The organism is Bradyrhizobium sp. S3.7.6, assembly GCF_054061875.1.
Window position 1 is genome coordinate 5998083 of sequence record NZ_JBSSEQ010000001.1, and the last position, 12660, is coordinate 6010742.

The 12660-nt window shown below is 63.4% G+C and carries 8 protein-coding genes; 3 read left to right on the plus strand and 5 right to left on the minus strand.

Translation table 11 applies throughout. The features are described from left to right. Nucleotide 1: 1 nt before the first annotated feature. From exbB to ACVJ5M_RS29685, 4 genes are all read right to left on the minus strand, one after another. Nucleotides 2–910, minus strand: coding sequence for a tonB-system energizer ExbB (gene exbB, locus ACVJ5M_RS29670; protein WP_063983859.1), 909 nt, complete (start codon nt 908–910; stop codon nt 2–4). Continuing rightward, entirely contained in the window at nt 907–1596 is a 690-nt protein-coding gene (locus ACVJ5M_RS29675) for a Fe2+-dependent dioxygenase (RefSeq protein ID WP_063983860.1), read from the minus strand. Before ACVJ5M_RS29675 ends, exbB begins: the two co-directional genes overlap by 4 nt. Before the next feature lie 20 nt (nt 1597–1616). Then, on the minus strand, nt 1617–4169 hold the full coding sequence (locus ACVJ5M_RS29680) for a TonB-dependent receptor (protein WP_231144619.1): 2553 nt from the start codon (nt 4167–4169) through the stop codon (nt 1617–1619). Between the two features lie 424 nt (nt 4170–4593). Next, nucleotides 4594–4833 carry a hypothetical protein gene (locus ACVJ5M_RS29685; protein WP_063983861.1) on the minus strand — a complete coding sequence of 80 codons (240 nt, stop codon included), beginning with the start codon at nt 4831–4833 and terminating at the stop codon, nt 4594–4596. A 396-nt stretch (nt 4834–5229) separates the two neighbouring features. On the opposite strand from ACVJ5M_RS29685, the gene ACVJ5M_RS29690 reads away from it, so the two are divergent. The 3 genes from ACVJ5M_RS29690 to ACVJ5M_RS29700 all read left to right on the plus strand — a co-directional run bounded on the left by ACVJ5M_RS29690 (nt 5230) and on the right by ACVJ5M_RS29700 (nt 10176). Beyond that, nucleotides 5230–6402 carry an efflux RND transporter periplasmic adaptor subunit gene (locus ACVJ5M_RS29690; protein ID WP_071914957.1) on the plus strand — a complete coding sequence of 391 codons (1173 nt, stop codon included), beginning with the start codon at nt 5230–5232 and terminating at the stop codon, nt 6400–6402. Further along, a complete protein-coding gene (locus ACVJ5M_RS29695) occupies nt 6399–9545 on the plus strand; it encodes a multidrug efflux RND transporter permease subunit (protein WP_063983863.1) in 3147 nt (1048 codons plus the stop codon). Before ACVJ5M_RS29690 ends, ACVJ5M_RS29695 begins: the two co-directional genes overlap by 4 nt. A gap of 64 nt (nt 9546–9609) precedes the next feature. After that, the gene (locus ACVJ5M_RS29700; RefSeq protein ID WP_354099501.1) at nt 9610–10176 is read left to right on the plus strand and encodes an invasion associated locus B family protein; all 567 of its coding nucleotides are present in this window, start codon (nt 9610–9612) and stop codon (nt 10174–10176) included. Between the two features lie 151 nt (nt 10177–10327). On the opposite strand, the gene ACVJ5M_RS29705 is transcribed toward ACVJ5M_RS29700, so the two are convergent. Continuing rightward, nucleotides 10328–12616 (minus strand): arylsulfatase, encoded by a 2289-nt coding sequence (locus ACVJ5M_RS29705; protein ID WP_063986439.1) that lies wholly within the window; start codon nt 12614–12616, stop codon nt 10328–10330. Between the last annotated feature and the right edge of the window lie 44 nt (nt 12617–12660).

The following is a 12660-nucleotide window of genomic DNA, read 5'->3' on the forward strand; positions in this document are numbered from 1 at the left end:
TTCACTCCGCCGCGCGCGAATGCGCGCTGCCGTGGCTGCGGTCGAGATCGCGCGAGAGCAGCCGCCCCGCCGCGCCCGAGGCACGGCTGACGAGCTCGAGATAGCTTTTCGTCACGCGCGAGAAGTGGTTGTAGATGATGACGGCGGGAATGGCGGCGACGAGGCCGATCGCGGTCGCGAGCAGCGCCTCGGCGATGCCGGGCGCGACCACGGCGAGGTTCGTGGTCTGCGACTTCGAGATGCCGATGAAGCTGTTCATGATGCCCCAGACCGTGCCGAACAGGCCGACGAAGGGCGATGTCGAGCCGATGGTCGCCAGCACGCCCATGCCGATGCGGATGCGCCGTGCCTCCGCGCGCACGATTTCGGAAAAGCTCGAGGCCGCACGCTCCTTGATGCCGGCATCGCTGGACAGGCCGGCCGACATCCGCGCCTCACGCAGCGCCGCCGCCAGGAAGGACGGCAGAATGCCCTGCTTGGCGCCGAGCGCCATTTGCGCTTCCGCGAGCGAGCGCGCCTCCGAGATCTTCTTCAGTGCCGAACGAAGCTTGCCGGACGCGACCGACAGCTCGATCGACTTGGCGATCAGGACGGTCCAGGTCATCAGCGATGCGAAGGCAAGCCCGATCATCACCGCCTTCACGATGACGTCCGCCGACATAAACATCACCCAGGGGGACAGCTCCTTCATGGCGGGCGCGATAGCGGCCGCGTCGGGCTTCGCCACGGGCGCCACCACCGCCGGAGCGGCAGCCGGAGCCGGGCTGGCGGTGGCCGGCTGAGCCGTCGCCTGTGCCGGTGCAGGTGCCGCCGGCGGGGTCTGTGTCTGGGCAGAAACAGGGGATACGAGCCAGGCGGCCGCCAGCATCAAGGCGGCGGCAAGGCTTGCTTGGAAGGACATGATCTTCATACTTCGGCCCAGTAGCGAATGAGGTTGTGATAGATACCCGTCAATTTGACCGTTTCGGGATCGTCACGCCCGAGCCGTTCCACCAGCGCCTGTATCGCGGTGTCGAGGTCAAAGATCATGCTCCGGGCTTGATCGTCCCGTATCATGCTCTGAAGCCAGAAGAAAGACGCAACCCGCGTCCCCCTCTTCACCGGCGTGACGAGATGGAGGCTGGTCGAGGGATAGAGCACGCAGTCCCCGGCTTGCAACTTCACTTCGTGCGAACCGTAGGTGTCCTCGATCACAAGTTCGCCACCGTCATACTCTTCCGGCTCGGCCAGGAACAGCGTGACAGACAGGTCTGTGCGGATGCGAAGGCCGGTCAGGCGGTCGCCGCGGATCGCATTGTCGACATGCAGCCCGAAATGATGGCCGCTGTTGGCCGCATAGCGGTTGAACAGCGGCGGGAAGATCTGCAGCGGGATCGCCGCTGCCAGGAACCGCGGGTTCGACGTCAGCGCCGAGATGATGCGGTTGCCGAGCTTGCGCGCGACCTCGCTGTCAGGCGGCAACTGCTCATTGCGCTTGACCATTGCTGACTGCGCGCCCGCGGTGGAACGGCCGTCTTCCCATTCGCTGGCGTCCATGATGCGGCGGAATTCCGCCACATCATCCTTGCTCAGGACGCCGTCTATGCATGTCAGCATGGCACCTCGTCGTTACTCCATCAGTAGCGCGCCGAGATCACCAGATAGGCGGCGCGTCCCGGTGCTTCCAGCACGAAGGGCGCGGCGCTCTGGTACAGCGCGTCATAGTAGCGTTTGTCGAAGATGTTGTTCACGAACAGCTTCAGCTGCCAGTTCTGGTTGAGCTTGGCTTCGACGAAGGCATCGAACCGCCAGTAGCTCGGGATCGAAGTGCCCTGGTTCGCCGCGAGGAACGTACCGCCATAAATCTTCGAGCGGTAGACCGCCTGACCGCCCAGCTCCCACACATCCGTCAACTGATATTTGCTGAGCAAACTGAAGGATTGGTGCGCGACGTTGGAGAGGGGCAGGCCCACGTTGGTGGTGTAGAGCGTCGTGTTGGCCGGCGGAATCAGCGACTTCGTCACTTCCGACTGCATCAGAACGAGACCGCCGAAAATGCTCCATTTGTCGGTGATCTTGCCGCTGACGCCGAGGTCGATACCGCGAATACGATAGGCCGCGCCGGCCGTGATACAGGATACGTTCCCCGCCGTAGCAGTATAGGGACATGCCGCAGTCGCAGTTGCAGCAGTGACATTGCGCGACTCTCGCGCATTTTCCTTTTCGGTCTGGAAGAGCGCAGCGGTCAGCAACAGGTGCCTGTCGAACAGCTCCCACTTCGTTCCAAGCTCGATCGCCTTGTTCTTCTCAGGACCGAAGATCTGAGGAGCGGCGCCGTTGAGCACGGGCGCAAGACCACCATACTGAACGCTGGTTCCGTCAAATTCCGCGCCGACCGGGTTCGACGAGGTTGCGTAGGCCGCGTAAACGCTTCCGTTCGGCAATGGCTTGAGGGTGAGGCCGAGATTGAAATTCGGCATCCCGTAGTCTTGCTGCTGCTGGCCAAAGGCGTTCAGCGTTCCCCCGTTGACCGAACCCCAGCCGTTCACCTTGATATTGTAGTCATCAAACCGAACGCCACCATTCAGGATCAGGACGTCATTGTAGTTGGCCGTATCCAGCACGTATACGCTCTTGGTATCGATCGCGATGTTGGTCGGCTTCTGCGTCAAACCTCCGGGAATCCCGAAGGGAAGGTTTGTGTATTGCGGACTGAACACGCTCACGCCTGTCAGCGAGTTGCCGGTAAAGCCGCCAGGCAGCGCCTCCGAAGCAAGGCCGGTATAGCTGTTGATAGACGAGGTCTCGTGGTCGTATTCAAACCCGGCAAGCGCAGTGTGTTTGAAGCCTGCGCTATCACTGAACTTGTAAGTCGCCTCCGTCTGATTGGCGATGACGTCCGTGACCTGGTAGCGGCTCTGCGGATTCGCACTGAGGGTGTAGGCCGTAAACGGAGCCCCTGGGGCGAGTGTCGGCGCTTCAGGCAGCGTTCCAATGTAGTTCTGCGTGGAGTGAGAATCCCTGAACCTATTGGTGATCAAGAGATCTGGCGTGACGTAAACCTCGGCGTTGAGCGAACCAATGTCCTGGCCGGTCCGGTAGAAGTCTCGGTTGAGGAAGCCGTACCAATTCTTACGATTAACCCCGAAATCGGTGAACGGGCCGCCGGCGGTCGTCGCCGTGCTCGGCCGATAGTAAGGCACGCCGAAGTCCGGGAGTCCGGTCAGTTCGGTATGGATGTAGTTGGCAGTGATTTTGACTGCATCCAGAGGCTTCCATATCGTCGCGACGAATGCGCCGTCGCGATTGTCGGTCACATAGCTTCGCCCAGCGACATTGGCGTCCTGAAACAGTCCGCCCGCGCGCACCGACCAGGTCGGGTTGATCACCTGGTTGACGTCGAGCACCACGCGCTTGGTCATGTCGGTGCCAAACGTGGTGTCCATGTTGTAGAAGCTCTTCTCGGTCGTCGCCTGCTTGGTGACGATGTTGATCGCACCACCGGCGACACCGCGGCCCGCGAAAGTTGAGCCCGGACCACGCAGAATTTCGACCTGCTCGGTGAAGAAGTTTTCACGGACGCTGACGCCCGCGTCGCGCACGCCGTCGATGAAGACGTCGTTGCGGGCATCGAAGCCGCGAATGAAGAAGCGGTCACCGAAGGCATTGCCGCCCTCACCCGTTCCGAGCGTCACGCCGGCCGTGCTCAGGATCGCCTGCTTCAGCGTCGTGGCGTTCTTGTCCTCCAGCACATCCTTTGTAAGCACGGTGATCGATTTTGGCGTGTTGAGGATTGGCTCAGGGAATTTACCTGACGCTTGCACTCGGGTGGCCATGTAAGGCGCGGCGGGATTTGCGTACGGATCACGATCGGCAGGACCAGGGCTCGGATTGGCGACAGGCGCTTGTGCGGCCTGCTGCCGCTGCGCCGCGCGCCGCAGCGCGTTGCGCGCACGAATCTGATCGGCGGTGGGCTTCGAAGCGGTCGGACGCGGACGCTGCTGAGGCGCATCGACGTTCACGGGGGGCAGATTGGTCTGCTGCGCCTGTGCGCCGGTCGAGACCGTCGCGACCGCAATCAAACTGGCGACCGTGGACACAGTCTTGCCGGTCGCAGTGTCGAAATTGTTGCCGAAGGATTTCCGATCCGCATCCGAACGCAACGATCGCGGTGTTTTCATCATGCCCATCACACGCCCCACAGTGCTTATGCTTCCATTGGTCGCGTTGCGACAACGCGACGCATTGGTGCTATCGGGCGTGTTCATGGGGGTCAACGCGATCTCTGCAACACTCCGTTTGAATCCGACCATTTCAAAGCAATTCTAAACTCGGTTGAGTGCGCCGCAGTTTTAAATGGTTCTAAACTTGAACCGTTCTAATCTGGACATTGAGCGCTGCGATCTCGTCGTGCCGCATCAACCTTCGAGCTGATGCGCTTCGTCGATGCAGAAACGCGAACGATGGGGCGGTGCTATCGGTCGGAGAAAAGCAGGTCAATGCGATTGATCTGCCAGCACATTTGAATTCATCCAGATCGGACTCGGTGCAGATTTCAATCTGGAAACATGGGCGCATGCGAGAGCTGCGCAGGCGCGAGCAGCGGCGCCGCTCTCAATCGCTGCTCGGCGGCTTCATCAGCGAGAACAATTCGTCGACGGTTTTCTGCGCGACGGCGCGCACGCGATCGGAGTTGTCCATGCCGGCGATGTTGACGCCGCCAACGACGGCTTTGATCTCGTCCCGGAAGTCGGTCAGGAATCGCAAGGGATCGCGCTGCTCGTTGGCGACGCGCGCGATCAGTCCCGTGATCAGAATCTGGCACGCGATCAGCTTGCCGTTCAGTTCGTCCATCCTGCGCTCCCGTTGTGGCGGGGCCGATATGACCGATGCCGGATTTCCTGACAACCGAAACGCCGTGCAGGCGAATTAGAACCGTTCTCACGGGGTTGATCCCGGCTCACTTCGCAGCACAGCCGGGGCGCCCTTGCGGACAGCTCTGCAAGCCGCCCACACCGGCTCCGGGCATTGCCCAAGATTTGCGCGCGGATCGCTCGCGCCGGGAAAATGCAGCACTGCACACCGTAGTGTCACGGAGCTGCCTAGACAGTGCAAAGCTTTCCAATTGTTTAGGATTCCGAACCGATAGTGCTGTTTACACTGGAACTTGGCGTGTATTATACAAGCGCGCTGGAACCCTATGATTGCTCCACAATTCGTAGTTTTGGGCGTAAAAGCCAACGAGCCGACATGAAAAAAACACGGCCGATCCTCTGGATTCTGATCATCGCGGCCGTGGCCTCCGCGGGTTACTATGGCTGGCAGAAATTCGGCTCGCCCGAGGCCGGAAAAACCCAGACGGCTCAGAAGGGTCCGGCGCGTCCGCCCGCCATCCCCGTCAGCGTTTCGCCGGTCCAGAAGGCCGACTTTCCGGTATATCTGACCGGTCTCGGCACGGTTCAGGGCTTCAACACCGTACAGGTCCGGAGCCGGGTTGACGGCCAGATCGACAAGATCGCCTTCAGCGAAGGCCAGATGGTCAAGCAGGACGAGCTTCTGGTCTCGATCGATCCCCGGCCCTATCAAGCCACGCTCGACCAGGCCAAGGCCAAGAAGGCGCAGGACGAGGCGAATCTGGCCAACGCCAATCTCGAGCTCCAGCGTGCCATGAAGCTTGGCGAGTTCGCGACTGCGCAGCGGGTCGACACCCAGCGTTCCACCGTCGCGCAGCTGACCGCCCAGATCGCCGCCGACGAAGCCGCCATCTCCAACGCCCAGACCCAGCTCGACTACACCCAGATCAAGGCGCCGTTCACCGGCGTGGCCGGGCTGCGCCTGGTCGACGTTGGCAACATCGTCAACGCCTCCACGCAGACGGGAATCGTGACGATCTCGCAGGTCGAGCCGATCTCGGTGATCTTCACCGCGCCGGAAGACCAGCTGCCTTATATCAGCGAAGGCCAGAAGGCCGGCGCGCTCAAGGTGATCGCGTTCACCACCGACGGCAAGAAAACGTTGGCCGAGGGCAAGCTCGCGGTCATCAACAATCAGGTCGACACGACCAGCGGGACTATTCGGCTCAAGGCGGTGTTCGACAACAAGGAACACACGCTGTGGCCGGGCCAGTCGGTTTCGACGCGCCTTCTGGTACGCACCCTGAAGGACGCGACCGTGGTTCCGGATGACGCGGTTCAGCATTCGACCAACGGCCTCTACGCCTATACCGTCAATCAGGACAACAAGGCGGAAGTGCACAAGATCAAGGTCAGCTACGCCATCGACGGCCGTTCGGTGGTCGACGAAGGCTTGAGCCCGGGTCAACAGGTGATCACCGGCGGCCAGTTCAAGGTCCAGCCCGGAAGCCTCGTCTCGACGGCCGTAGCAAGCTCGGATCCGAGCCAGAATAAGGTACGACAGGAATGACCGAGGGCGGGATTTCGGCACCTTTCATCCGTTATCCCATCGGCACCTCGCTGCTGATGGCCGGCATCCTCTTCGTCGGTCTCGTCGCCTATCCCCTGCTGCCGGTCGCGCCGCTGCCGCAGGTGGACTTCCCGACCATCCAGATCACAGCCAATTTGCCGGGCGGCAGCCCCGAGACGATGGCCTCGTCGGTGGCCCAGCCGCTCGAGCGGCAATTCGCCCAGATTCCCGGCATCGCCCAGATGACCTCGACGAGCTATCTGGGAACCGCCTCGATCACCATCCAGTTCGACCTCAACCGCAGCATCGACGGCGCCGCCAACGACGTGCAGGGCGCCATCAACGCCGCAAGCGGTCAATTGCCGAAGAATCTGCCCTCGCCGCCGACCTACCGCAAGGTCAACCCGGCCGACGCGCCGATCCTGCTGCTCTCGGCAACATCCGATACACTGCCGCTGACCACCGTCAGCGATGCCGTCGACGCCCAGCTTGCCCAGCAGATCAGCCAGCTCTCGGGCGTCGCGCAGGTCTTCATCGGCGGCCAGCAGAAGCCCTCCATCCGCATTCAGATCGACCCGGCGAAACTCGTCGCCAAGGGCCTGTCGCTGGAGGACGTGCGCAGCCAGATCGCGATCACCACAGTCGACAGCCCCAAGGGCAATATCGACGGGCCGAAGCGCGCCTACACGATCTACGCCAACGACCAGCTCACCCAGTCCAAGGACTGGAACGACGTCGTCATCGCCTATCGCAATGGCGGTCCGCTTCGAATCCGCGACATCGGACAGGCGGTGAGCGGCGCCGAGGACGCCAAGCAGGCAGCCTGGGCCAACGGCAAGCGTGGCGTGTTCCTGGTGGTGTTCAAGCAGCCGGGCGCCAACGTCATCGAGACCGTCGACCGGATCAAGGCCACCCTGCCCCGCCTCGTCGCGGCGATTCCGCCCGCGATCAAGATCGAGTTGATCAGCGACCGCACCACGACCATCCGCGCCGCGGTCGAGGACGTCCAGTTCACGCTGCTGCTGACCATTGCCCTCGTGGTCATGGTCATCTTCGTCTTCCTGCGCAGCTTCTGGGCGACGGTCATTCCCACCATCACGGTTCCGCTGGCGCTACTGGGCGCGTGCGCCCTGATGTGGGTGGTTGGCTATTCGCTCGACAATCTATCGCTGATGGCGCTCACCATCGCGGTCGGATTCGTCGTTGACGACGCCATCGTGATGCTCGAGAACATCACGCGCTACATCGAGGAAGGCGAATCGCCGATGGCGGCCGCCTTCAAGGGCTCCAAGGAAATCGGCTTCACCATCGTCTCGATCAGCATCTCGCTGGTCGCGGTGCTGATCCCGCTGCTGCTGATGGGCGGCATCATCGGACGCCTGTTCCGCGAGTTCGCCGTCGTGCTGGCGATGACCATCTTCGTCTCGATGTTCGTGTCGCTGACGCTGACGCCGATGATGGCCTCACGCTTCCTGCGCGCTCATGGCGAGGTGACCCACGGCAAGTTCTACCAGTGGAGCGAACGCGCCTTCGACGGCATGCTGCGCGGCTACGAGTACGTTCTCGATCATGCTCTGGCCTGGCGCCGCACCACGCTCCTGATCTTCTTCGCCACGCTCGGCCTGTCGATCTATTTGTTCATCCTGATCCCGAAGGGCTTCTTCCCGCAGCAGGACGTCGGCCTGATCACCGCGACCTCGGAAGCGTCCCAGGACATCTCCTTCGCCGAGATGCAGCGCCGCCAGGTCGAGCTCGGCAAGATCGTGATGGACGATCCCGACGTCGCCACGATCGCGATGAACATCGGCGGCAGCGGCCGCGCCGGCAACAACGGCAATTTGTTCATCACGCTGAAGCCGCGCAACGAGCGCAACGCGTCGGCGCAGGAGATCATTGCCCGGCTGCGTCCTAAGCTCGAGAAGGTGTCGGGCGCCCGCCTCTACATGCAAGCGGCCCAGGACGTCCGGCTCGGCGGCCGGCCGACGCGCACGCAGTTTGAATTCACGCTACAGGATGCCGATCTCACCGAGCTCAACGACTGGGCGCCGAAAATCCTCGCCAAAATGCAGACGCTGCCGCAACTGCGCGACGTCGCGACCGACCAGCAGACGCAGGGCACCACGGTCCAGCTCAAGATCAACCGCGACACCGCATCGCGCTACGGCATCCAGCCGCAGCTGATCGACGACACGCTGTACGACGCCTTCGGACAGCGGCAGGTCACGCAGTATTTCACCCAGCTCAACACCTACAAGGTGATCCTCGAGATCCTGCCGGAGATGCAGGGCAGTCTCGACAGCCTGAACAAGCTCTACCTGAAATCGCCGCTGACCGGCGACCAGGTGCCGCTGTCGACCTTTGCGACCTGGACCACCGATCCGGTCCGCCCGCTCTCGATCAGCCACCAGGGCCAATTCCCGGCGATCACGATCAGCTTCAACCTCGCCCAGGGCGTCGCGCTCGGCCAGGCCACCGAGGCCGTGCAGAAGGCGATGGCCGATCTCGGCGCACCCCCAACCCTGAATTCGAGCTTCCAGGGCACCGCGCAGGCGTTCCAGCAGTCGCTCGGCACCGTGCCGCTGCTGATCCTCGCAGCCCTCGTCGTGGTCTATCTGATCCTCGGCATTCTCTACGAGAGCTACATCCACCCGATTACGATTCTGTCGACCCTGCCCTCGGCCGGCGTCGGCGCGCTCCTGATCCTGATGGCGGCCGGCTTCGACTTCAGCCTCATTGCATTGATCGGAATCATTCTCCTGATCGGCATCGTGAAGAAGAACGGCATCATGATGGTCGACTTCGCCATCGCGGCCGAGCGCGACGAGCACAAGACGCCGGAGCAATCGATCCGTCAGGCCGCGCTGCTGCGCTTCCGGCCGATCATGATGACGACGATGGCCGCCCTGCTCGGCGGCGTGCCGCTGATGCTCGGCCACGGCACCGGCGCCGAGATCCGCCAGCCGCTCGGCTACGCCATGGTCGGCGGCCTGATCGTCAGCCAGGCGCTGACGCTGTTCACCACCCCGGTGGTCTATCTCTATCTCGACGAGCTCAACAACTGGTTCTCGGGCTGGGGCCGTTCGGGTGACGGCAAAGGTCACGAGGCGCCCGAGCACAGCACCGTCAAGCAGGCCGCCGAGTAAGCTTGCACCGCGGCTTCCGCGACGCTACAGCGAGGCCCTCGGTTCACGCCAACGCGGTTTCGCCATGTCCATGCAATCCAGACTTGTCGCCCTCGCCGCCGCCCTTCTGCTGTCGACAGGCGGCGCGTATGCCCAGCAGAGCGCCAAAAAGAACGCCGCTTCCCCTGCACCGGCCGCACAGCCCGCGCCAGCTCCGACCCAGCCGCAGGCTGACGGTGCGGAGCAAGCCGGATGGGTCGTGCGCTGCACCAGCGTCAGCCGCGACGCGCCGCTCGAATGCGCAATGGAGCAGAACGCGGTGCTGACCAAAACCGGCCAGACCATCGTGCTGATCAACATCCGCATCGCGCCCGACACCCGCACGCCGGTGGCGCTGCTGCAATTACCGCTCGGACTCAACCTGCCCGTCGGGGCCAAGCTCCAGGTCGACGAGGGCAAGACATTCGACCTCCAGATCCAGACCTGCGAGAACCGCGGCTGCTACGCCTCGACGCCGATCGCGGCGGACCTGCTCGCCGCCTTGCGGTCGGGCAAGCAGCTGAAGGTCTCCTTCCAGAACATGGCCAAGGAGGCGATCGCGATCCCGATGCCGCTGGGCGATTTCGCGGCGGCCTACGACAAGATCAAGTAAGGACCGCTCCCGTTTCCTGTTGGAGTGGACGCTCTCTCACCTCGTCATTGCGAGCGTAGCGAAGCAATCCAGCAATCTTTCCGCGGAGGCAGTCTGGATTGCTTCGCTGCGCTCGCAATGACGGCGCGGATGCTGCGCCGCCTCTTCCCTATCACTGTCGCGCCATCTGCGCGTTGCCGACGGCATCGCCGTCGAGCTTCTGGTCGTTGTGCATGGTGACGGTGACGCGCAGCAATCGCCCCTCGAACTCGAACGGCGCCTCGTAATGCGACACGGGGCTGCCGCGGTCACGGCCGATGTCGAGACCGGACCACGAGATCAGCGTGTGGAAGCCGAGCTGGGTCTGGAGCGACCCCGCCGGCTCGCCGTCGATCAGCAGCGTATATTCGGTGACGCCGGTGCGCGCCCCCTTGGCCGGCGGCTCCTTGCGCACGAGCCGCTCGACATACACGCCGAGCCGCCGCGCGCCTGACGGCACCTTGCGGTCCGACCGCGCGATCTGGTGGCTGCCGCCGATGTTGAGGTCGTGCACGAGGTGACCGTCCCTGACGTAGAGGCTGTAGCCCGACGTCGCGTCGCCATGCGAGATCAGCACGCCGTTTGCACCCGCCTCGTCGATCTCGACATGCGCCTCGATCGTGTAGCTGCGGCTGCGCACGTCAGGCGCGACATCGGTCGGCACGTGGCCCATGCCGGCGTGGAAGACGAAATGGTGGCGCGCACCGTGGAAGCGTGCGGCGTTCTCCGCAAAGCGCGGCCCGAAGCGATCGTCGAGCGGCAGCACCTTGTGCCTCGCGGCCTCCGCCCACCAGGTCGCCATCATTGCTGCCAGACGTTCCGGCTCCTTTGCGGCGAGATCGTCGGTCTCGGAGAAATCCTGGTCGAGATGAAACAGCTCCCATTTGTCGTTCTCGAACGGCGTGCCCGAGGGATGGAAGGCGACCGCCTTCCAGCCGCCCTGCCAGAGGCCGCGATGGCCGAACATCTCGAAATATTGCGGCGAGCTTTTTGAGGACGCGGACGCATCCGTGATCGAGCGCGCGAAGCTCTCGCCTTCCAGCGGCATCTGCGGGCAGCCACCGATCTCGTTCGGCGCCTCAACGCCGATCAGCTCCAGCAGCGTCGGGGTGAGGTCGCAGGCGTGGACGAACTGGTGCCGCAGCTCGCCTTTGCCTGCGATCCGCTTAGGCCAGTTGATGACGAAGGGATCGCGGATGCCGCCGCCATGGGTGTTCTGCTTGTAGCGCCGCAGCGGCGTGTTCGACGCCATCGCCCAGCCATGCGGGAAATTGCTGTGGGTGTCGGGCCCGCCGATGTCGTCGATACGGCCGAGCTTTTCCGCGATCGGCTCCGGCTTGAAGTTGAACGGCCCCATCGCGTTGACGAAGCCGAGCGGCCCGCCCTCCTGGCTCGCGCCGTTGTCGGACATCACGATGATCACGGTGTTGTCGCGAATGCCGGCCGTTTCCAGGAACGAGACAAGCCGTGCAAGATGCCGATCGGAATGATCAAGCATGCCGGCGAAAGCCGCCTGCAGGCGGGTGAAGACGCGGCGCTCATCGGCCGAGTGCTCCTCCCAGGCCTTCACGCCATCGTTGCGCGCCGGCATCCGCGTGCCCTCAGGCACCAGCCCCAACGCCTTCTGGCGTGCCAGACGCCGTTCGCGCTCGACGTCCCAGCCGTGCGCGAATTCGGCGTCATAGCTCATGATGATATCGGCCGGCGCCTGATGCGGCGCGTGGCAGGCGCCAAGTGCGACCCAGGTGAGCCAGGGAACGTCAGGACGGTCGGCGACATGGTCGCCGATGAAGCGGATCGATTGGTCGATCAGATCCTCGGTCAGATGATAGCCGTCCGCATACGTGCCCGGTGGATCGATATGCGTGTTGTCGGAGACGAGCTCCGGCGCGTACTGGTCGGTCTCGGCATCAAGGAAGCCGTAGAAGCGGTCGAAGCCGCGGCCGAGCGGCCAGCCGTCGAACGGGCCGGTGGCGCCGCTCTCGGTCAGCGGCGTGACGTGCCATTTGCCGACCATGTAGTTGCGATAGCCATGTATGCGCAGCATCTCGGCCAGCGTCCCCGCCTCACGCGCAATCTTGCCGCGGTAGCCGGGATAACCGGAATCGAAATTGGCAAGGCAGCCGACGCCGACCGAGTGATGATTGCGTCCTGTCAGCAGCGCGGCGCGCGTCGTCGAGCACATTGCCGTGGTGTGGAATCCGGAGTAGCGCAGCCCCTCCGCGGCGAGCCGGTCGATGGTCGGCGTCTTGATTGTCGAGCCATAGCAGCCGAAATCGGAGAAGCCGACGTCGTCGAACAGCACGACCAGGATGTTCGGCGCGCCCTCGGGCGGCCTTGGCGCCTCCGGCCACCAGGGTTTCGACTCCGCGACCGTCTTGCCGACGGTGCCGCGGAACGGCGTGCCGCTGTTTGCGCTCATCTGCTTCTCCCTGCTGGTTGCCCGGCGGCTGCGGTTGACCCGCG

Coding starts and splice junctions, on each gene's coding strand:
- ACVJ5M_RS29690 (WP_071914957.1), top strand. CDS start 5,230: ATGAAAAAAACACGGCCGATCCTCTGGATTCTGATCATCGCGGCCGTG.
- ACVJ5M_RS29675 (WP_063983860.1), bottom strand. CDS start 1,596: ATGCTGACATGCATAGACGGCGTCCTGAGCAAGGATGATGTGGCGGAA.
- ACVJ5M_RS29680 (WP_231144619.1), bottom strand. CDS start 4,169: ATGGGCATGATGAAAACACCGCGATCGTTGCGTTCGGATGCGGATCGG.
- ACVJ5M_RS29695 (WP_063983863.1), top strand. CDS start 6,399: ATGACCGAGGGCGGGATTTCGGCACCTTTCATCCGTTATCCCATCGGC.
- ACVJ5M_RS29700 (WP_354099501.1), top strand. CDS start 9,610: ATGTCCATGCAATCCAGACTTGTCGCCCTCGCCGCCGCCCTTCTGCTG.
- ACVJ5M_RS29685 (WP_063983861.1), bottom strand. CDS start 4,833: ATGGACGAACTGAACGGCAAGCTGATCGCGTGCCAGATTCTGATCACG.
- ACVJ5M_RS29705 (WP_063986439.1), bottom strand. CDS start 12,616: ATGAGCGCAAACAGCGGCACGCCGTTCCGCGGCACCGTCGGCAAGACG.
- exbB (WP_063983859.1), bottom strand. CDS start 910: ATGAAGATCATGTCCTTCCAAGCAAGCCTTGCCGCCGCCTTGATGCTG.